This is a genomic window from Mesorhizobium sp. M0208 (genome assembly GCF_040322015.1).
Classification (GTDB): domain Bacteria; phylum Pseudomonadota; class Alphaproteobacteria; order Rhizobiales; family Rhizobiaceae; genus Mesorhizobium.
Map to the genome: position 1 here is coordinate 191,032 of NZ_JAMYSP010000006.1, position 19,329 is coordinate 210,360.

The 19,329-nt window shown below is 63.5% G+C and carries 18 protein-coding genes and 1 tRNA gene; 10 read left to right on the forward strand and 9 right to left on the reverse strand.

The window, feature by feature from the left end; genetic code table 11:
- Positions 1–364 precede the first annotated feature (364 nt).
- Positions 365–2,200 (reverse strand): M3 family oligoendopeptidase, encoded by a 1,836-nt coding sequence (locus tag NKJ17_RS09320; protein WP_352688052.1) that lies wholly within the window; start codon positions 2,198–2,200, stop codon positions 365–367.
- Between the two features lie 152 nt (positions 2,201–2,352).
- Here NKJ17_RS09320 and NKJ17_RS09325 point away from each other — a divergent pair, with 152 nt between their 5' ends.
- From NKJ17_RS09325 to NKJ17_RS09335, 3 genes are all read left to right on the forward strand, one after another.
- Positions 2,353–3,915 carry a sigma-54-dependent transcriptional regulator gene (locus NKJ17_RS09325; RefSeq protein WP_352688054.1) on the forward strand — a complete coding sequence of 521 codons (1,563 nt, stop codon included), beginning with the start codon at positions 2,353–2,355 and terminating at the stop codon, positions 3,913–3,915.
- Between the two features lie 359 nt (positions 3,916–4,274).
- Positions 4,275–6,119, forward strand: a complete 1,845-nt coding sequence (gene mepK / locus NKJ17_RS09330; protein ID WP_352688056.1) for a peptidoglycan L,D-endopeptidase MepK — start codon at positions 4,275–4,277, stop codon at positions 6,117–6,119.
- A gap of 83 nt (positions 6,120–6,202) precedes the next feature.
- A tRNA-Gln gene (locus tag NKJ17_RS09335) sits at positions 6,203–6,276 on the forward strand.
- 52 nt (positions 6,277–6,328) lie between these two features.
- Here NKJ17_RS09335 and NKJ17_RS09340 read toward each other — a convergent pair.
- Complete coding sequence (locus tag NKJ17_RS09340; protein WP_254816969.1) at positions 6,329–6,967, reverse strand: 2-dehydro-3-deoxy-phosphogluconate aldolase; 639 nt, start codon at positions 6,965–6,967, stop codon at positions 6,329–6,331.
- Positions 6,968–7,138: 171 nt separating this feature from the next.
- On the opposite strand from NKJ17_RS09340, the gene trhO reads away from it, so the two are divergent.
- Positions 7,139–8,056: an oxygen-dependent tRNA uridine(34) hydroxylase TrhO gene (gene trhO / locus NKJ17_RS09345; RefSeq protein WP_502906534.1), complete on the forward strand. Its 918-nt coding sequence runs from the start codon at positions 7,139–7,141 to the stop codon at positions 8,054–8,056.
- A gap of 21 nt (positions 8,057–8,077) precedes the next feature.
- Here trhO and NKJ17_RS09350 read toward each other — a convergent pair whose 3' ends face one another.
- The gene (locus NKJ17_RS09350) at positions 8,078–8,437 is read right to left on the reverse strand and encodes a YybH family protein (protein ID WP_352688060.1); all 360 of its coding nucleotides are present in this window, start codon (positions 8,435–8,437) and stop codon (positions 8,078–8,080) included.
- 274 nt (positions 8,438–8,711) lie between these two features.
- On the opposite strand from NKJ17_RS09350, the gene NKJ17_RS09355 reads away from it, so the two are divergent.
- Complete coding sequence (locus tag NKJ17_RS09355) at positions 8,712–9,458, forward strand: tellurite resistance TerB family protein (protein WP_352469546.1); 747 nt, start codon at positions 8,712–8,714, stop codon at positions 9,456–9,458.
- 222 nt (positions 9,459–9,680) lie between these two features.
- Complete coding sequence (locus NKJ17_RS09360) at positions 9,681–10,436, forward strand: SDR family oxidoreductase (protein WP_352688061.1); 756 nt, start codon at positions 9,681–9,683, stop codon at positions 10,434–10,436.
- Between the two features lie 23 nt (positions 10,437–10,459).
- Here NKJ17_RS09360 and NKJ17_RS09365 read toward each other — a convergent pair whose 3' ends face one another.
- On the reverse strand, positions 10,460–10,840 hold the full coding sequence (locus NKJ17_RS09365; RefSeq protein ID WP_352688063.1) for a YciI family protein: 381 nt from the start codon (positions 10,838–10,840) through the stop codon (positions 10,460–10,462).
- A 22-nt stretch (positions 10,841–10,862) separates the two neighbouring features.
- Entirely contained in the window at positions 10,863–12,047 is a 1,185-nt protein-coding gene (locus NKJ17_RS09370; RefSeq protein WP_352688065.1) for a pyridoxal phosphate-dependent aminotransferase, read from the reverse strand.
- Between the two features lie 82 nt (positions 12,048–12,129).
- Here NKJ17_RS09370 and NKJ17_RS09375 point away from each other — a divergent pair, with 82 nt between their 5' ends.
- From NKJ17_RS09375 to denD, 4 genes are all read left to right on the forward strand, one after another.
- Positions 12,130–12,816 (forward strand): GNAT family N-acetyltransferase, encoded by a 687-nt coding sequence (locus NKJ17_RS09375; RefSeq protein WP_352688067.1) that lies wholly within the window; start codon positions 12,130–12,132, stop codon positions 12,814–12,816.
- A 114-nt stretch (positions 12,817–12,930) separates the two neighbouring features.
- Positions 12,931–13,914, forward strand: coding sequence for a cation diffusion facilitator family transporter (locus NKJ17_RS09380; protein WP_352688069.1), 984 nt, complete (start codon positions 12,931–12,933; stop codon positions 13,912–13,914).
- A 62-nt stretch (positions 13,915–13,976) separates the two neighbouring features.
- Positions 13,977–14,183, forward strand: a complete 207-nt coding sequence (locus tag NKJ17_RS09385; RefSeq protein ID WP_352688071.1) for a hypothetical protein — start codon at positions 13,977–13,979, stop codon at positions 14,181–14,183.
- Between the two features lies 1 nt (position 14,184).
- Positions 14,185–15,162 (forward strand): D-erythronate dehydrogenase, encoded by a 978-nt coding sequence (gene denD / locus NKJ17_RS09390; protein ID WP_352688073.1) that lies wholly within the window; start codon positions 14,185–14,187, stop codon positions 15,160–15,162.
- Between the two features lie 25 nt (positions 15,163–15,187).
- On the opposite strand, the gene NKJ17_RS09395 is transcribed toward denD, so the two are convergent.
- From NKJ17_RS09395 to NKJ17_RS09410, 4 genes are all read right to left on the reverse strand, one after another.
- The gene (locus NKJ17_RS09395) at positions 15,188–16,321 is read right to left on the reverse strand and encodes a nickel/cobalt transporter (RefSeq protein WP_352688093.1); all 1,134 of its coding nucleotides are present in this window, start codon (positions 16,319–16,321) and stop codon (positions 15,188–15,190) included.
- Positions 16,318–16,986: a DUF1007 family protein gene (locus NKJ17_RS09400; RefSeq protein ID WP_352688075.1), complete on the reverse strand. Its 669-nt coding sequence runs from the start codon at positions 16,984–16,986 to the stop codon at positions 16,318–16,320. Before NKJ17_RS09400 ends, NKJ17_RS09395 begins: the two co-directional genes overlap by 4 nt.
- A gap of 86 nt (positions 16,987–17,072) precedes the next feature.
- Positions 17,073–17,972, reverse strand: coding sequence for a LysR family transcriptional regulator (locus NKJ17_RS09405; RefSeq protein WP_352688077.1), 900 nt, complete (start codon positions 17,970–17,972; stop codon positions 17,073–17,075).
- Position 17,973: 1 nt separating this feature from the next.
- The gene (locus NKJ17_RS09410) at positions 17,974–19,173 is read right to left on the reverse strand and encodes an amidase (protein ID WP_352688079.1); all 1,200 of its coding nucleotides are present in this window, start codon (positions 19,171–19,173) and stop codon (positions 17,974–17,976) included.
- Between the last annotated feature and the right edge of the window lie 156 nt (positions 19,174–19,329).

The window sequence follows — 19,329 nt, forward strand, 5'->3', positions numbered from 1 at the left end:
CCGCCCTGGCCTGTAGAGCCATGACCTCGGCGAAGGACCATTCGATGGTGGTTCCGCAATTTGCAGAACAGCCGGCTTCGATCGAGCTGTCGGCGACCGGTTTGCCCCTGGCCAACAGCCATTGTCGCATCCGCCGACACGCCATGACCGGTCGGGACTTTCCGACCAGGCCCATTCGTGCCCGGCTGAGCTTGAGGGCGGACGCTATCATACAGCTTACGGGAATCTAACGGAAAACTTCCATGGAAAGTTATTTAAGAACAAATAACCAAGACAAGAATAGAACCACCGCCAATATGCATTGCAGCTAAACTGTTCTGGAAAACCCGGTCATCCGGTGTTGCGCATCACCCAGTGTTGCGCATCAATTGTCCAGTGCTTCCAGCTCGTCGATCAGTCCGCTGATCACGCCAAGCCCGATTTGCCAGAAGGCAGGGTCGGCCGCGTCGAGGCCGAACGGCGCCAGAAGCTCGGAATGATGCTTGGTGCCGCCGGCGCGCAGCATGGCAAAATATTTCTCCTGAAAACCGCGCTCGGCGTTCTGGTAGACCGCGTAGAGCGAGTTCACCAGGCAATCGCCGAATGCATAGGCATAGACGTAGAAAGGCGAGTGGATGAAATGCGGAATATAGGTCCAGAAAACCTCGTACCCCTCGCGCAGCTTGATCGCCGGCCCGAGGCTTTCCGCCTGCACTTCCAGCCAGAACTGGCCGAGCTTGTCGGAGGTCAATTCGCCGCTCTTGCGCTCGGCATGCACCTTGCGCTCGAACTCGTAGAAGGCGATCTGGCGCACGACGGTGTTGATCATGTCCTCGACCTTCTGGGCGAGCATGGCCTTGCGTTCGCGCTTGTCGGTGGTCTGCTCGAGCAGCGAGCGGAAGGTCAGCATCTCGCCGAACACCGATGCCGTTTCGGCCAGCGTCAGCGGCGTCGACGCCATCAAGGCGCCCTGGCCGCCGGCCAGCACCTGGTGCACGCCGTGGCCGAGCTCGTGCGCCAGCGTCATCACGTCGCGCGGCTTGCCCATGTAGTTGAGCAGCACATAGGGATGCGCCGAAGGCACGGTCGGATGCGCGAAGGCGCCAGGCGACTTGCCGGGTCTCACCGGTGCATCGATCCAGTTGCGGTCGAAGAAAGTTCTGGCGATCTCCGCCATGTCGGGCGAAAAGCGCTGGTAGGCGGAAAGCACGGTGTTCTTGGCCTCGTCCCAGCCGATGACCGCCTGCGGGGTCTCCGGCAGGGGCGCATTGCGGTCCCAGTGGTTCATCACCTCCATGCCGAGCCAGCGCGCCTTCATCGCATAATAGCGATGCGACAGGCGCGGATAGGCGTCGCGAACCGCGGCGGCGAGTGCATCCACCACGCTGCGTTCGACGCGGTTGGCGAGATGGCGGGAATCGGCAATATCCTCGAAGCCGCGCCAGCGGTCAGAAATCTCCTTGTCCTTGGCCAGCGTGTTGGTGACCAGCGTAAAGACGCGCAAATTCTTGCGGAAGGTCGTGGCCAGCGCCTCGGACGCCCGGCGGCGCACCTCGCTGTCTGCGTCCTGCAGGCGATTGAGCGCCGGCTCCAGCGTCAGCTCCTCGCCGTCGACGTCGAAGCGCAAATCGGTCATCGTCTCGTCGAACAGGCGGTTCCAGGCCCCGCGCCCGGTAATCGATTTTTCATGGAAGAGCTGCTCGATGCGGTCTTCGAGCTGATAGGGCTTGTCCTTGCGCAGATCGAGCACCCAGGGCCGGTAATGGGCGAAGGCCGGATCGGCGGCGAGTGCGGTTTCGATCGCGCCATCGTCGATGAGGTTCAGCTCGAGCGCGAAAAACAGCAGGTGCGCGCTGGCATCGGTCATCTTTTCCTGGATATCGCCATAGAGCTTGGCTCGCTGCGGATCCGACGTGTTGCCGGCATAGACAAGCCCGGCATAGGAGACGATGCGGCCGATCAGCTCCTCCAGCGCTTCATAGGCCTGAAGCGCCTCGCCAAGCCTGCCGGCGCTGCCACGCCCGGCCTCGGCGGCGAGCGTGCCTTTCCAACGGCTCTCGAAGGCGATGGCATCGGCGGCGGCCTTGGCGATGTCGCGCTTCAATTCGGGCGCTTCCATGCCCGAATAGAGATCGGCCAGATTCCATTCCGGCAGGTCGCCAAGCTCCGCCACGCCCTGACCGGGCGCCGCCGCCAGCTTTCGAGCAAAAACCATGCGCATTGCCGATCCTTCCAGACACAAAAATTCGAAGAAACGAGAAGCCGGTCAAATCCTAAGGAATTCATTCACCGGGTTTTTTGAAAGCTTATTTAGAACCCTGTGCCAAGATGATCCATAGGGCGCATTCTCGGGCGGGCACGGTCGGATCAGTCATGGCAGCTTCCATACTCATAGTCGATGACGATCCCGTGCAGCGCAGGCTGCTCGAGGCGGCGGTGACGAAATTCGGCCACACCGCGATCGTCGCCGATGGCGGCGAGGCGGGTCTCGAGTTAGTCGACGGACCCAATGCGCGCGACGTGTCGGTGGTCATCCTCGACCTTATGATGCCTGGGCTCGACGGCATCGGCGTGCTGAAGGCGATGTGCGAGCGTGGCATCCACATTCCCGTCATCGTGCAGACCGCGCAGGGCGGCATCGAAACCGTCGTTTCGGCAATGCGTCACGGCGCCTTCGACTTCGTCGTCAAGCCGGCCTCTCCCGACAGGCTGCAGGCGTCGATCGGCAACGCCCTCAAGGTCGAAGCGCTCGAAGGCGAAGTGAAGCGCTCGTCACGGCAGCGCGGCGGCCATCTGACGTTCAAGGACATGATCACCCACAGTCCGGCGATGGATCGGGTGATTCGGCTCGGCCGCAAGGCGGCGGCGTCCAACATTCCGATCCTGATCGAAGGTGAATCCGGCGTCGGCAAGGAACTGGTGGCGCGCGCCATCCAGGGCAGCGGCGACCGCCGCTCGAAACCTTTCGTCACCGTCAATTGCGGCGCCATCCCCGACAATCTGGTCGAATCGATTCTGTTCGGGCACGAGAAGGGTTCGTTCACCGGCGCCACCGAAAAACATACCGGCAAGTTCGTCGAAGCGCACACCGGCACGCTGTTCCTTGACGAAATCGGCGACCTGCCGCTCGACGTGCAGGTCAAGCTGTTGCGCGCGGTACAGGACGGCGAGGTCGATCCGGTTGGCGGGCGCTCGACCGTCAGGGTCGACATCAGGCTGATCTCGGCAACCCATCGCAACCTGCTGCAGCAGGTCAAGGACGGCAAGTTCCGCGAGGACCTATTCTATCGGCTGAACGTCTATCCAATCTTCGTGCCGCCATTGCGCGACCGTCGCGACGACATCCCCTATCTGGTGGAGCACTTCATGGAGAAGGTGGCGCCCGCCGATCCGCGCCACCGCCTGCGAGGCATCTCGGCTGCGGCGCTTACCATGCTGCAGGCCTATGACTGGCCGGGCAACATAAGGCAGCTCGAGAACGCCGTCTTCCGGGCCTCGGTGCTCGCCGACGGCGACATGCTGACCGAAGAGGAATTCCCGCAGATCCGGGCGCAGGTCGAGGGCACGGTCAATCTCGATTCGGGTATCGCCTTGCCCAATTCAGTGGGGCCAGCTTCAGGGTGGCCAGTTTCCGGGTTGGCTTCGGGAAGCCTGCCGCGTGATAACATATCGGCCGCTGGCGGCATCGCAGCCGCCGACGCCGATGCACCGGCCAAGCCTCGTTTCGGCACGCTGCGGGCGCTCGACGAGCGCGGCAATGTGCGTGCACTGGCCGACGTCGAACTCGAAATGATCAAGCTCGCCATCGATCACTACAACGGCCAGATGAGCGAAGTCGCCCGCCGCCTCGGCATCGGTCGGTCGACGCTCTACCGCAAGCTCAAGGAATACGGCATCGACCCGGAAACCGGCCGCGTCGAACGGCTCGCTTCCTGAGTCACAGGGCCAAGCCGGTTCGCATCCGGACATCATTCCACGCAACTGCGCCTCGAAATGATGTGCTCGCCACAGTGTTCACGTATTAAGGCGGACGGTAACAGATCGTGTTTCGAGCTGGCGCCAAAACATGATCTAAACCAGCGGTTTACCAAGATATCCGGCGCAATATTTTTGGCGGGATATCGCCACCGTGTTACCGCATTTCGGCTTCAATAAGCGATGATTAACCATTAGGATCGATATTCGGATGCACACACCACGCATCCGTTTGGTCAAATCCGGGGACAAAACGGCAGCCTGCAAGGCCTTTTGATTTGAACAGAATCGAACGACACGAAAACGGGCGGCATTATCACATGAGCGTCTGGCCGAGATGGCTGGCAGCGGTGATTGTTGCTGTCGGGTTCCTTGCAGCAGCGGCAACCGGCGCCCGCGCCGAGACACGTTCGCTGAAGCTCTATCATCTCCACACGCATGAAAAGGCGGAGATCGTCTACAAGCGCAACGGCCGCTACGATCAGGCGGGGTTGCGAAAGATCAACATCATCCTGCGCGACTGGCGTCGCAACGAGCCGACCAAGATGGATCCGCGTCTGCTGGACCTAGTCTGGGAAGCGTACCGGGAGAGCGGCGCCACCGATTACATCCAGGTCGTCTGCGGCTATCGTTCGCCGGCCACGAATTCGATGCTGCGCAGCCGCAGCAGGGGCGTCGCCGAGAAGAGCCAGCACATGCTCGGCAGGGCTATGGATTTCTACATTCCCGGTGTCCCATTGAAGAAGCTGCGAGATATCGGCCTCAGGATGCAGGGCGGCGGCGTCGGCTACTATCCCAGCTCCGGCTCGCCCTTCGTGCATATGGATGTCGGCAATGTGCGCCACTGGCCCGGCATCAGCCGCCAGGAACTGGCGCGCGTGTTCCCCAACGGCAAGACGCTGCATGTGCCGAGCGACGGCAAGCCGCTGCCTGGTTATCAACAGGCGCTCGCCTCCTACAAAGCCCGCAAGGGCGCCGGCGCGCCGGCCATTGAACTGGCCAGCGCAAGCGGCGGCAAAAAATCCCACGGGTTCCTGGCAGCCTTGTTCGGCGGTGGCGACGACGAGGCGGACGACAGCGCCGATGTGGCGATGGCCGAGCCGGCACCAAAGCCCCGTAACGTGAAGCCGGCGCCGTCCGCCAAGAGCAGCAACCTGCCTGGTATTGCCATCGTGGCGCCTCAGGATGCCAAGCGCGCCGAGATTCCGGACGTCGCCGATGCTCCGGCGCCTGAACCGGAGAACGACACGCCGGAGACGATCATCGCGGCATTGCCGGCGCGCAGCATTCCGCTGCCGGATTTTGCTCCGCGTCCGAAGACCGACGTCGGCGCTCAGCCGCCTGAAAACGTTCCGTTCGGCGTGGCGGATGCGGCTGGATCGACTGAACAGGCGGTGGCGACCGCGCAAGCGCCGGCAAGCGTGGCGCCGGCAAGTGTTCCGTTCGGCATAGCAGACCCGTCTGCCGCTGCCGGCCCGGTGCAGGTCGCGGCAAACAACATTCCCGTGCCGAGCTGGCGGCCCGATCATTCGCTGCCGGCCGATCTGTCGCCGGCGGGTCTTGCGCCGCAGGACAAGCAAGTGTTGCTGGCGCTGGCGAGTGCGGCAGAGCGGAGCAACACCGCCACCGACGCATTCTCGGTATTGCCGTCGGCGCGGCCCGACACTTCCCAGCCCGACGAGGTCAAGGCCGTTCTGGAAAGGGTCAGCGCGACCGACGAATACAAGGTCGCGTCGCTTTCCGAGCAAGCATCGGTGTTCGAGGAACCGGCTAGCGACGACCGGGCCTCGAACGACGGGGCATCGCCGCGCGAGGCCATCGTTGCCCGCCCGGCCGGCTCCGATCCGGCTGCCGTCATCGGTGCAGGCGTGAAGACCACACGCAAGGAACCCAGGGCAACCGCCCGCGACCTGAAACCCGGCCCCAAGCCGGTGGTGGTCGCCGCCGCGCCGCAGGCCGCCCGTTGGGCGCTGCACAGCGGTGAGTATGTAGCAACCGTCTCAGATGCGACAACGGCGCAGCGCTACGCCTACGACTTCGTCCGTACGGCGCCGAGCGAGGTCTATACGGTAGGCTTCCAGCCGGGCAACGAGATGGCCGACGCCAACCGGTTCACCGGCAAGGCCGTCAAGTTCATGTCGGTGGCACGCTTCAAGACCGAGTAGGCCGCACTGGGCACCTCGCGCGGCTGCCTCCACACCGGCACTGGATTCCTTCATCCCGGGATGCTAACCAGCGGTCAGCATTCTCCCGCTTCGTCTAATGGTAGGACAGCGCCCTTTGAAGGCGTGAATCGTGGTTCGAGCCCATGAGCGGGAACCAGCCGGCGAACCAGATCGGCCAAATCGGCGGCGACTTTTTGATGCAGATGATGCTAGCGCCCGAGCTTGCTTGCCGCGCGTGCCAAGGCTTCGATCTCGTCCCATTTGCCGGCCTTGACCAGATCGTCCGGCGCCACCCAGGAACCGCCGACGCAGATGACGTTGGGCAGGCTGAGATAGTCGGCGGCGTTCTTGCCGGTGATACCGCCGGTCGGGCAGAATTTCACGTCGGCAAGCGGCGAGGCGAAGGCCTTGAGCGAGGCAATGCCGCCCGACTGTTCGGCCGGGAAGAATTTCAGAAAGCGCAGGCCGGCTTCGCGCGCGGCCATGACCTCTCCCGGCGTGATGGCGCCGGGCAGCAACGGCACGTCGCTGTCCTTGGCTGCCGCGAGAAGCTCGCGGGTGATGCCGGGGCTGACGATGAACTTCGAACCGGCGGCTGCCGCCTCGCCGAACTGCCGGGCGTCCAGGATGGTGCCCGCGCCGACGACGGCGTCTTCAACCTCGCCCGCTACCCGGCGGATCGCCTCCAGTGCGTCAGCGGTGCGCAGCGTAATCTCGATCGCCGGCAGGCCGCCGCGGGCCAGCGCCCGGGCCAGCGGCACCGCGTCGGCAAGATTGGCGATCTTCAGCACCGGTATGACCGGCTGGCCGTTGAGGAGCGACAGGAGCTTTTCGGTCGTGCTGGGCATTCGTCTTCATCTCCTCTGTTGATCAAGTCGACCGGTTAGCAGAAGGCGATTTTTCTGTCCACGAAACGCGGCGTGTCGCGATGTCACGCGTGATGTTCGAAACGCACCCGCGGTCAGACCGCTCCCGGCTCTGCCTTGATCCGGCTGCCGTGAGCGTTTAGTGGCTTGGCGATGACACTGCCCAGCCAAGCCTTCCGCGTTGCCGCGCTTTACCGCTTCGCCCGGCTCGACACCTTCGAGGCGCTGCGCGCGCCGCTCGCCGCCTTCTGCTGCGCACGCGGCATCAAAGGCACGCTGCTGTTGGCGCGTGAGGGCATCAACGGCACGGTCGCCGGGAGTGAAGCGGCAATCGCCGCGCTCATCGATCACCTCGAATCGATCGACGGTCTCGCCGGCCTCGAGATCAAATACAGCAACGCTGCAACGATGCCGTTCCACCGCATGAAGGTGCGGTTGAAGCGCGAGATCGTCACCATGGGCGTGGACAATATCGATCCGGCAGCTGCAGGCACCTATGTCGCGCCGGCCGACTGGAATGCACTGATCTCGGATACGGGTACCATCGTCATCGACACGCGCAACGCCTACGAAGTGTCGCTCGGCACCTTCAAGGGCGCTGTCGATCCCGCCACCACCAGCTTCCGCGAATTCCCGGCCTGGGTCGAGCAGCATCGGCATGAGCTCGACGGGCGCAAGGTCGCCATGTTCTGCACCGGCGGCATACGCTGCGAGAAGGCGACGGCCTATGTGAAGTCGCTCGGTTTGGAGCATGTGTTCCACCTCAAGGGCGGCATTCTGAAATATCTCGAGGACGTGCCCGCCGAGCAGAGCCTCTGGCAAGGCGAATGCTTCGTCTTCGACGAGCGCGTTTCGGTATCGCACGGGCTGGTCGAAGGCGAGGCCGAACTCTGCCGCGCCTGTCGGCATCCGCTAGCCGCAGAAGACCGGCTGTCGCCGAGATATGCTACCGGCGTTTCATGCCCGCATTGCTTCGATGCCCGCTCGGACGAAGATCGCGCCCGTTACGCCGAGCGCCAGCGCCAGGTCGAGTTGGCGCAAGCACGCGGCGACCGCCACATCGGAAGTTAGCTCACGTGAAGCAACTTCACGTCAAGCAACAGAGAAGCGATCGATGACCCACAGCCATGTCCCGTCGTTCTGCCGGCGCGCCATCTCGGTGGTGATCGTGCCGTCGGGAAGCCGGGTCGAGGTGAGCGCCAGGTCGCCATTGATGACAGCCGGACGCTGATCTCCGGATTGAAATTTTCGGCCGGTTGCGGTGATCTCCGCGAACAGCGCCCGGATGGCTTCGCGGCCGAACGTCAGCTGTCCGCCACCGCTGTCGATGACTGCATGCGGCTCAAAAAGCGCGGCCATGCCGTCAATATCTCCGATCCATTGCCGTGAAATCAGCAGGCGCTCCAGTTCCTGGGGGTCGCGTGCCGGTTCGCGGTCAGTCTCATCGGTCATGCCAGGCTCCTCTCAAGCGACATGCCGCGACATTAGTCGAAGTCGAGGGTGGTTTCGACACGTCAATGTCCAACGCGCCGCCTGTTTTTTGGGCACGGAAGGAGGCTGCAGCAGTTTGATTTCCGCGTGAAATCCCAGCAGATGTCGGTGCGGGTCATGCGTGGCAGCGGGTAAAAGGATGCACCCGTCATTGTAATGTCAAACTGCGGGACCTAGGTCTTCGACGTCCAAACCTGCCCGCGCACCTTCGGCCGGGCCAATTCTGGAGGCATAGATGTTCGATCCCAAGAAGCTCCTCGACGATCTGCTCGGCTCGCAAATTCCTGGCACCGGATCGACCGTTCGCGACAAGGCTGGGCAGGCGGTGCAGATGGCCAAGGACAATCCGCTTGCCGCCGGTGCGCTGGCCGCGGTGCTGCTCGGAACCGGTCCAGGCCGTCAGGTCACCGGTGCGGCGGTGAAGCTTGGTGGGTTGGCTGCGATCGGCGGCCTCGCCTACAAGGCCTACCAGAACTACAAGAACGGCAACGCGCCGGCCGAGACGCAAGCTGCAGGCGAACCGGAATTGCTGCCGCCGCCGGCCGATACCGCCTTCCATCCGTCGCAAGCGCCGCAGGGCGAAGACGAATTCACGCTGACGCTGGTCAGGGCGATGATCTCGGCGGCGAAGGCCGACGGCCACGTCGATGACGAAGAGCGGCAGAAGATCGCCGGCAAGCTCAGCCTCGCCGGCGTCGGCGCCGAAGCGGAGAAATTCCTGATGTCGGAACTGGAGGCGCCGCTCGATCTGGATGTGCTGATCGCAGGGGCCAAGACCGATGCGCAAAAGCTGGAACTCTACACCGCCTCGCGTCTTGCCATCGATCCGGACACGCGGGCCGAACGCGGCTATCTCGACCTGCTTGCCGGCCGTCTCGGCCTGCCGGATGCACTGGTCGACCATGTCGAGGCGACGGTGACGGCGGCGAAGGTGCCGGCAGCGGGCAGCACAGCCAAGCCGGTCGCAGGCTCGCGCTGGTAGCTCGAAAGAGGAAGCCTGGGAACTCGGCGCCGTTGGCGTTAGCTTCTCGTTAACCGCGGAAGCGCATGATTTCAGGCAGTCGGATCGGCTTTCCTCCTCCCATGCCCGGTTCGGATCAGGGGCGGTCGCCAACGGCCGCCCTTTTTGTGAGCACAGGCTTTGGGCCGGCTTGCCATGGTTCTCGCCATTTGCGATGCCTCATCCCTTTCAGGGAGTACAGCCATGACCGACTATAAAACCGCCATCGTCACCGGCGCCGGCACGGGCATCGGCAAGAGCGTCGCCACAGCGCTGCTCAAGGCCGGCTGGAATACGGTCTTCTGCGGTCGCCGCAAGCCGGTGCTGGAGGATGCGATCGCCGCGGCCGGGCCGACGCGGGCCAAAGCATTGGCCTTCGCCTGCGACATCAGCAAGGCCGATCAGGTCGACGATCTGTTCGAGACTGTGGCAGCGGCTTTCGGGCGCGTCGACCTGCTCTTCAACAATGCCGGCACGAGCTACAAATCGACATTGATCGACGACATCCCGGTCGAAGTGTGGAACGACATCGTCGGGGTCAATCTCACCGGCTCGTTCCTGTGTGCTCGCGCCGCGTTCGGCGCCATGCGCAGGCAGCAGCCGATGGGCGGCCGCATCATCAACAACGGCTCGGTATCGGCCTATGCGCCACGGCCGGGCTCGGTGCCCTATACGGCGACTAAGCACGCCATCACCGGGCTGACCAAGACGCTGGCGCTGGACGGCAGGCCCTTCGACATTGCTTGCGGTCAGATCGACATCGGCAACGCGCTGACCGACATGGCGCAAGCGATGACGGTCGGCGTGCCGCAAGCCAACGGCACCATTGCCGCCGAAGCGGTGATGGATGTCGAGCGCGTCGCCGATGCGGTCCTCCATATGGCCAGCCTGCCGCTCGACGCCAACGTGCTGTTCATGACCGTGATGGCGACGAAAATGCCATTTGTCGGGCGAGGCTAAATTAGTCTCAACCCGGTCCTAAATCAGGGCCGGGTGACTGGAAGCGGCACGCCAGGTAAATATAGCGAAATCGGGCGGATTTCGTAGACGGCGGTCGGATTGACGCGGCGAAGGTCGCGCGCAATGTCGATAGCGGCGTCACGGTCGGCACAGTCGACGACATAGAGTCCCAGCAATTGTTCCTTGGTCTCGGCGAAGGGGCCGTCGATAACCATTCCGGTCCCTGGCCCGCGCAAGGTGCAGGCGTCTTGTGTCGCGCCGAGCCGGGCCGCAGGCCCAAGGGTGCCTTGACGGTAGAGCCGATCGTTGATCTGGAGAAGATCGGTCATCAGCGCCGCATCCTGCTCAGGCGTCAGCGCCGTGATCGCTTCTTCCTCGTGATAGGCAAGAATGGCATAGAACATCTGGCGTCTCCTTTCGTCGTCCTCACTTCGCCAGGAACGCCTCGATCCGCTCCAGCGCGCGCAGGATGTTCTCTTCGGAATTCGCGTAGGACAGCCTGACATAGCCTTCGCCGAGAATGCCGAAGTCGGGGCCGCCGATCAGCGCCACGCCGGCATCCTCAAGCAGCGCCGAGGCGAGCTTCTTGGCCTTCCAGCCGGTCTTGGAAACATTGGGGAAGGCATAGAAGGCGCCTTTCGGCGTGATGCATGAAACGCCCGGCAAGGCATTCAACCCCTCAACCACGACGTTCCTGCGGCGGTCGAAGGCGCGCATCATCTTGTCGACGTCGTCCTGCGGGCCGTCAATGGCGGCTATGCCGGCATACTGGCTCGGCGCGTTGACGCAGGACCAGCAATTGACCGCCAGCTTGCGCACCTTGTCATAGAGATGCGCGCCCTTGTCGCCGTTCGGCCAGATCGACCAGCCCATGCGCCAGCCGGTCATCGCCCAGGTCTTCGACCAGCCGTTGAGGACGATCAGCCGATTACGGATTTCGGGGAAGGTGAGCAGCGAACAGTGCGTCTCGCCGTCATAGCTCATCGCGTCGTAGATCTCGTCGGAGAGGATGGCGACGTCCGGGTGTGCTTCCAGGCCCCTGACCAGCCTCTCGATCTCGGCTCGGGGGGTGACGCCGCCGGTCGGGTTGGCGGGCGAGTTGAGGATCAGCAGCCTGGTCTTCGGGGTGATCAGCGCCAGTGTCTCCGCAGCCGAAAAGGCAAAGCCGTTCTCCTCGCGCATCGGCACCGGGATGGGGGCAGCGCCAGTGAACTCGATCATCGAGCGGTAGATCGGAAAGCCGGGATCGGGATGGAGAATTTCGGCGCCCGGCTCGCCGAACATCAGGATCGCCGCGAACATTGTCGGCTTGCCGCCGGGCAGGATCATCACCGCTTCCGGCGAGACTTCGACGCCGGTGGTGGCCAGCGTGCGGCGGACCACCGCTTCGCGCGTCGCCAGCAGGCCGTTGGCCGGCGTATAGCCGTGATGGCCGTCGCGCAGCGCCTTGATCGCCGCCTCGACGATATGCTGCGGCGTCTTGAAGTCGGGCTGGCCGATGCCGAGATTGACGATGTCGCGGCCTTGATGGGCAAGTGCCGTGGCGCGCGCCAGCACCGCGAACGCATTTTCCTCGCCGAGGCGGTCGAAGGCCGAAATCGTGTGGAGCATTTTTCCCGTCCGTGTGGATCTTTCAGCGAGCGTGCGTTTTTGTGAGCGTCCGCCCGAAAAAGTCAACGGATCGGAGCTTCGCGTGTCGGAAAATCTCAAGAATTGGCAACCGCGCCCGCGGCCGGAACGCAAGGTGCTGGAGGGACGAACTGTCAGGCTTGAGCCGCTTAACGCTGAAAAGCACGGCGACGGCTTGTTTGAAGCATCTTCGGTGCCCGACATAGATGGCCGCTTCGCCTGGCTGCCCGACTACCCGCCGCAGACCCGTGCCGCCTTCCAGCCCTGGCTGGACAAGGCCGAAGCCAGCGAGGACCCGCTGTTCTTCACCGTCATCGACAAGGCCAGCGGAAAAATTGCCGGACGCCAGACGCTGATGCGCATCGACGCCGCCTACGGCGTGATCGAGATCGGCAACATCTATTGGGGTCCGCTGATCTCGCGTAAGCCGGCGGCGACGGAAGCGCAGTTCCTATTCATGAAATATATCTTCGATGAGCTTGGCTATCGCCGCTACGAATGGAAATGCAACAACCGCAACGAGCCGTCGAAGCGCGCGGCGGAACGTTTCGGCTTCAAGTTCGAGGGCATTTTCCGCCAGCATCTTGTGGTCAAGGGCGAAAACCGCGATACCGCGTGGTATTCGATCATCGACAAGGAATGGCCTGATCTGCGCAGAGCCTACGAGGCGTGGCTCGATCCGGCTAATTTCGACAGCGATGGCCAGCAGAAGAGGCGGCTCGAGGATTTTCGCGCTGAGTTCGGCGCCTGACCATGATCCCGAAAAGTGGACGCCGGTTTTCGGATAAGATCATGGTCAAACAAGAAGACAGAGCCTCCGTCCCGAGTCTGCCGGGATGGATCAGGCTCTAGCAGGAGCTCATAGATGGCGCATACCCACGACCATGCTCCGCAGGGCCACGACCACAGCCATGGCGCAGGTCATGTGCACGGCTCGACCGACAAGAGGCGCGTGCTGATCGCTGCTTGCTTGACCGCCGGCTTCATGGTTGCGGAGACGCTGGGCGCCATCTTCACCGGCTCATTGGCGCTGCTGGCGGATGCCGGCCATATGCTTGCCGATTGTGTCGCGCTCGGCCTTGCCTGGTATGCCTTTCATCTCGCGAGCCGGCCGGCGACCGTGCGCCTCACCTACGGCTTCGGCCGGGTCAAGACGCTGGTCGCCTACACCAACGGCATCGCCATCTTCGCCATTGCGCTGTGGATCGTCTACGAGGCTTGGGGCCGCTTGCAAGCGCCGGCTCCGGTGCTCGGCGGGCCGATGCTGGTCGTCGCGATCGCCGGCCTGCTGGTCAATCTCGGCTCGTTCTACGTGCTGCACGGCGGCGACCGCGGCAGCCTGAATATGCGCGGCGCCATCCTGCACGTGCTCGGTGATCTGCTTGGCTCGGCGGCGGCGATCGTCGCGGCGCTGGTGATCCTGGCGACGGGCTGGACACCTATCGATCCGATCCTGTCGATCCTGGTCTCGCTGCTGATCCTGTCCACGGCCTGGTCGCTGATGCGCGAGGCTGCCCACGTCCTGCTCGAAGGCGTGCCTGCAAGCCTCGACCGCGACCTGATCGCGAGGGACATCGAAGGCTCGATCAAGGGCGTGCGCGAGGTGCATCACATGCATGTCTGGTCGCTCGACGGCTCCAGCAACATGGCGACGTTGCATGCCTGCCTCAACGACGGCGTCGACGCGCATATGGCGGTAAGCGCGATCAAGAAGCGGCTTGCGGCGGAACATGGCATAGCCCATGCCACGGTCGAACCGGAATTCGGTCAATGTGCAGACAGACATGAGCATGATGACGAGCACGAGCATGCGCATGACACGGCACCGCACCGCGGCCATTATCACTGACTTTGGGAGTTCTGGGCATTGGCAACGATCGACATGAACTCTCGCCGCCCTGGGGCCGCGTGATGGACCGCGACACCCGCAATGCGGCGATCGGCGCCGCCTGGGTTTTGCTGCTGTTCGGCATCGCAGCCTATTATCTTCCAACAGTGATGCTGGCGGTCGGCAATATCTCGACGGTTCTTGCCGGCGTCGTCGCGGCGATCTTCATGGTGGCAATCTTCGTCGTGTTCTGGCTGCGTAGCCGCAGCCAGCACAAAAAGGAAAAGTGACATGCGCATTCTGATTACCGGCGCGGCAGGCATGGTCGGCCGCAAACTCATCGCCAGGTTGGCCAAGGACGGGACGCTCGGCGGCCGCAAGATCGCCGCGCTCGATCTTCACGATATCGTGCCGCCGCAAGCGCCGGTGCTCGAAGGTGTCGGCATTACCCTCCACACCGGCGACCTTGCCGCACCGGAAGCGACCACAAATCTGGTCGCGCTGCGCCCCGACGTGATCTTTCATCTCGCCGGCGTGGTGTCGGGCGAAGCGGAGGCCAATTTCGATCTCGGCTACCGCGTCAATCTCGACGGTACAAGGGCGCTGTTCGATGCCATAAGGCTGGCGGGATTTGCGCCGCGCGTCGTCTTTACCTCGTCGATCGCCGTGTTCGGCGCACCGTTTCCCGACGTCATTCCGGACGAGTTCCACCCGACGCCGCTGACCTCCTATGGCACGCAGAAGCTGATCGGCGAGGCGCTGCTTGCCGACTATACGCGGCGCGGTTTCTTCGACGGCATCGGCATCAGGCTGCCGACCATCTGCGTCAGGCCGGGAAAGCCGAACAAGGCGGCCTCGGGGTTCTTCTCCGGCATCATCCGCGAGCCGCTGAGCGGCCATGAAGCGATCCTGCCGGTGCCGCGCTCCGTCGTCCACACACAAGCCAGCCCGCGTTCGGCGGTGAATTTCCTGATCCATGCGGCTCAGATCGACGGTGCCGCCGTCGGACCGCGCCGCAACCTGACGATGCCGGGCGTCGCCGTCAGCGTCGGCGAGCAGATCGAAGCGCTGGAGCGTGTCGCCGGCGCCAAGGCGGTGAAACTGATCCGCGAGGAACCCGACGAGACGATCTGGGCGATCGTCAAGGGCTGGCCGACACGCTTCGAGGCGCGGCGCTCGAGGGACCTTGGCTTTGCCGCCGAGACGAGCTTCGACGAGATCATACGCGTCCATATCGAGGACGAGTTGGGCGGCAATATCCCTAATTAAAGCGCCCCGATCGGACGCAACGAGGTCAGGCGCCGGTCAGGCTGGCCGAGAGCAGCAGCAGGCCGAACAGGAAGACGAAGGCGGCGCCGCCGATCTCGACGAAGGAATGGATGCGGTTGCCCATGCGGCCGTCGCCGGCGAAATACACCGCCCAGTTCTTCGCGGTCACCGCAAGCGTCGCCAGGGCCGAGACAGTGATTGCGGTGCCGAGGGCCATGGCCAGCACCGACAGGATGCCGCCGAACCATAGCCCGTTCAGCAAGGCGAAGCTCAGCACGATCAGCGCGCCGGAGCAGGGGCGGATACCTACGGCAGCGACAGCCGACCAGGCCGTGCGCCAATCGAAGCGATCGCCCGAAAGCAGCGCCGGGTCGGGCGCATGCGAGTGTCCGCAGGTCTCACAGACCTCGCCAGCCGCATGGCTGTGGTGATCGTGCGCAGCATGGGCGTGGTCGTGTGCGCCGTGGTCATGATGGTCATGCGCATGAAGCGCGTGGGAATGTGCCGCATGGGCATGCGCGGAATGTGAGTGGCCGGCATGTGAATGGCCGGCATGGGCAGCCGAGAGGCTGTAGCCGGGGCTTGCGCCGAACAGGCGAAGGATGGCCGGGCCGGCCTTGCGCCAAAGCAGCCAGGCGCCGAACAGGGTGACGAAGACATAGCTCATGATTTCAAGGAACCATGCGGCGTCGGTCATCGAGACAGCGGTGCCGCGCAGCACGAAATAGGCCACCAGCATCACCACGATCGCGGTCAGCGCCTGCAGCAGGGCCGAGACGAAGGACAGCATGATGCCGCGCTTGAGCGCCACCTCATTGGCCACCATGTAGGACGAGATCACCGCCTTGCCGTGACCGGGGCCGGCGGCGTGGAAAATGCCATAGGCAAAGGACAGGCCGATGAGCAGCCACAGCTTGCTGCCATCCTGGCGCATCGCCTTCATCGCGCCGGCAAGCGCATGATAGAATTCCTGCTGGCGCAGATTGATCCACATCAGGATGTGGGCGAACGGGCCGGTGGCGGTTGGAGCCATGCCGTCATTGGTGCCGATGCCCAGCGAACTCTGGGCGTGGGCGGAGCCGAGAAAGTGCGTCATCACAAAGGCGGCGGCCAGAACACCGAATGCCAAACGCAGGGACGGTTTCGCCACTGGATCTATCCTTCCGGCTGACAGGTCAGTTCAAGCTTGGTGGCAAAGATCTTGCTCATGTCGGTGCCTGTCGGATCGTTGAAGAAGGCCTCGGTCAGGGTCTTCTGGTTTTCGGCGATCGCCTCGTCCGGGTTGGGGCGGACAACCTTGCTGGTGCAGGCCGGTGGCAAGCCATCAACCTGCAGATTGGCATCCTCGGTGAAATCGATCGCGGTGTAGAAGGTCGGATCGTAGACGCCGATATCTATCTTGCCGCTAAGTTTGATCGGCACCTTCGGTTCGGATTCAAACAGGATGATCAGCTGGTCATTATCGAAATTGGCCATCAGATGCGGCGGCGGGGTCATTGCCACGTCCTTGCCGTCGACGGTGACGAGCTGGAAGTAGTTGAATTCGGCAAGCGAGGCATGGACGGTGTCGGCAACATCCTTCAGCTCCTTGTCGTCGAGCTTCAGGTCGGAATTCTTGTCGAACTCCATCATCACCGTGCTCGAAAACAAATCGTCGAACCGCCAGACATGGCGCAATGCCTTCACAGTTTGGTGATCCGGGCCCAGGACCACTTCGAGGCGGGCTTCGGCGAAGACGTGGGGATGCACCTCAGCCGGTCCGACGGCGGCAAACGTCGCGGTCAAGGCCGAAGCCAGCATGATGGCGTGCTGTTTCAGGTGCATTCTCGGTCGCGATTCAATCGGCTTCGGTGAATTGCCGACAGTTACCAGAAAGGGGGCGAAAATGGGACCGCAAGGCGGCTGAAAGCTCATGCGTTGTCCAGCGCCTTGAACCACTGCACCAGGAAGTCGACGAAAACGCGCACTTTCGCAGGCAGATAGCGCCGGTGCGGATAGACGGCGAAGATTCCGCCACCAGGCAGTATGCGGTCATCCAGCGCAGTCACCAGCTTGCCGCTTTCGATGTCGGGCGCGGCGATGAAATCCGGCAGGATGGAAAACCCCAAGCCCGCCACGGCCGCCGCCCTTGCCGTCATCGGGCTGTTGACCTCCATCGGGCCGGAGACCGAAACGCTAACCGTATCGCCACTGTCGCCCTTGAAAGGCCAGTTGGTCAGCCAGCGGCCATTGGTGTCGATAATGCAGGGCACACGGGCCAGATCCTGCGGCCTGACCGGCATGCCGTGCTTGGCGATCAGCTCGGGAGACGCGCAAAGCCGCACCGAAAACGGCGCCAGGCGCCTGGCGATCAACGAGGAATTTTCCAGCCGCGAAATGCGCACCGCCAGATCGAAGCCCTCCTCGACCAGATCGACGAAACGGTCGTCGAGTTGAACGTCGAGTACGATATCGGGATGCTGCTTGGCGAAGTCGATCAGCGACTGGCCGATCGGCGCGTCGGCGAAAGTGCGCGGCGCCGATAGCTTGATCCTGCCGCGCACGTCGCCGGAGGATTCGCGCACCGCATCGGCAAGGCTGTCGACCTCGCGCACGATCTCCGAGGCGCGCCGGTAATAGGTGTGGCCCGCCTCGGTCAGGGAGAACTGCCTGGTGGTCCGGTTGAGCAGCAGCGCGCCGAGTTCGTCCTCCAGTTCGCGCACATATTTTGACAGCAGCGCCTTCGAGCGGCCGATCTTGCGCGCCGCCGCCGAAAAGCCTTCGGCCTCGACGACGTCGATGAAGGCGCGCATGCGGGTCAGCGTATCCATGTCATGCGCCTCCTTGGTGGGCTGAAAGGATGCGGGCGGCCAGCGCAATCAACTGCCGGTCGCTGTTCTTCGGACCGAGCAGCGAAAGCCCGAACGGCGCCCCGTCGACCTTGCCGAGCGGCAGCGTGATCTGCGGAAAGCCGGAGAGGCCGGAAAGACACAGCAATCTCAGCGCGCGCTCGCGATAGGCCTGCAAATCGTCGAATGACGCGGCCTTGAGCGGCGCGGCACCCGGAACGGTCGGCAGCACAAGAACGCCGTCCTCGCCAAGCAGGCCGGCAAGCTCGAGGCGAAACGAAACGCGACGTTCCGTTTCACGTTGTGCGGTTGCCGCGTCGATGGTCGCGCCGTGCTCGAAACGCTCCTTGACCCCGGGTCCGAGCATGCGGCCGCCGCCGGCGATCCAGGCGCCGTGACTTTGCCAGGCTTCATAGCCTTGCAGCTTGCGGAAGCACCAATAGAGATCGTCGGCGGAATGCGACAGCGGGCCGACGGTGCGCGGCGCACCCAGCACGGACGCGACACTGCGGACCATGGCGCGATATTCCGCGGCCTCCAGCGGGCCGAGCACGAGGCCGTCCAGTGCATCGAGAGCGATGGGGCGCCTCAGTTCGTGGCGATGCGGATCGTCGCCGAGCAGCAGCGTGCCGACCTTTTCGTAGATGATGATGTCGCTTGCGAACCAGCCGAACGTGTCCAGCGAAGGCGCCAGCGGCATGGCGCCGTCGAGCGAGATGCGGCCATGCGTCGTCCTGAGGCCGATCAGGCCGCAGAAGCTTGCCGGCGCTCGGATCGAGCCGCCGGTGTCCGATCCGGTTGCAATGTCGGCCAGCCCGCCGGCAACTGCCGCGGCAGAACCGGAGGACGAGCCGCCGGTGACGCGATCGGGTGCCGCCGGATTGACCGGTGACGGGAAATGCGCGTTCAGCCCCAGCAGGGAAAATGCGAGTTCGTCGGTCTGCGTCTTGCCGACGAAGCGCGCGCCCGAATCAAGCAGCGCCTGGACGGCCGGCGCGGTCGCCATGGCCGGTGAAGCGTCCCGGTACTTCTGCGGGTTGCCGCAGCCGGTGCGGTAGCCGGCGACGTCGAAGATGTCCTTGACGGCCAGCCGCAAGCCGGCAAGCGGGCCGGATTGCGCATTGGCTACAGGGATTGGATCAAGGTCGAGAAAAGCGTTCAGCGGGCCGCGAGTGCCTGTCATGCGTTCGATATCCGGATGTGCTTGCCGCAGCATTTTTCTTCTGGTTGCCGCAGCATTGTTCGATGCCACAATTTTTACAACCTGCCATACGATTTTTATTGATTGTGAAATCTTTCGATCTTATATCGCGCTTGCCCAAAGTCGCACGTGCCTGTG

What these genes read in the sequence shown, in the direction of transcription:
- NKJ17_RS09320 (WP_352688052.1), bottom strand. Translation starts at nt 2,200, where the DNA reads ATGCGCATGGTTTTTGCTCGAAAGCTGGCGGCGGCGCCCGGTCAGGGC.
- NKJ17_RS09325 (WP_352688054.1), top strand. Translation starts at nt 2,353, where the DNA reads ATGGCAGCTTCCATACTCATAGTCGATGACGATCCCGTGCAGCGCAGG.
- mepK (WP_352688056.1), top strand. Translation starts at nt 4,275, where the DNA reads ATGAGCGTCTGGCCGAGATGGCTGGCAGCGGTGATTGTTGCTGTCGGG.
- NKJ17_RS09340 (WP_254816969.1), bottom strand. Translation starts at nt 6,967, where the DNA reads ATGCCCAGCACGACCGAAAAGCTCCTGTCGCTCCTCAACGGCCAGCCG.
- trhO (WP_502906534.1), top strand. Translation starts at nt 7,139, where the DNA reads ATGACACTGCCCAGCCAAGCCTTCCGCGTTGCCGCGCTTTACCGCTTC.
- NKJ17_RS09350 (WP_352688060.1), bottom strand. Translation starts at nt 8,437, where the DNA reads ATGACCGATGAGACTGACCGCGAACCGGCACGCGACCCCCAGGAACTG.
- NKJ17_RS09355 (WP_352469546.1), top strand. Translation starts at nt 8,712, where the DNA reads ATGTTCGATCCCAAGAAGCTCCTCGACGATCTGCTCGGCTCGCAAATT.
- NKJ17_RS09360 (WP_352688061.1), top strand. Translation starts at nt 9,681, where the DNA reads ATGACCGACTATAAAACCGCCATCGTCACCGGCGCCGGCACGGGCATC.
- NKJ17_RS09365 (WP_352688063.1), bottom strand. Translation starts at nt 10,840, where the DNA reads ATGTTCTATGCCATTCTTGCCTATCACGAGGAAGAAGCGATCACGGCG.
- NKJ17_RS09370 (WP_352688065.1), bottom strand. Translation starts at nt 12,047, where the DNA reads ATGCTCCACACGATTTCGGCCTTCGACCGCCTCGGCGAGGAAAATGCG.
- NKJ17_RS09380 (WP_352688069.1), top strand. Translation starts at nt 12,931, where the DNA reads ATGGCGCATACCCACGACCATGCTCCGCAGGGCCACGACCACAGCCAT.
- NKJ17_RS09385 (WP_352688071.1), top strand. Translation starts at nt 13,977, where the DNA reads ATGGACCGCGACACCCGCAATGCGGCGATCGGCGCCGCCTGGGTTTTG.
- denD (WP_352688073.1), top strand. Translation starts at nt 14,185, where the DNA reads ATGCGCATTCTGATTACCGGCGCGGCAGGCATGGTCGGCCGCAAACTC.
- NKJ17_RS09400 (WP_352688075.1), bottom strand. Translation starts at nt 16,986, where the DNA reads ATGCACCTGAAACAGCACGCCATCATGCTGGCTTCGGCCTTGACCGCG.
- NKJ17_RS09405 (WP_352688077.1), bottom strand. Translation starts at nt 17,972, where the DNA reads ATGGATACGCTGACCCGCATGCGCGCCTTCATCGACGTCGTCGAGGCC.
- NKJ17_RS09410 (WP_352688079.1), bottom strand. Translation starts at nt 19,173, where the DNA reads ATGACAGGCACTCGCGGCCCGCTGAACGCTTTTCTCGACCTTGATCCA.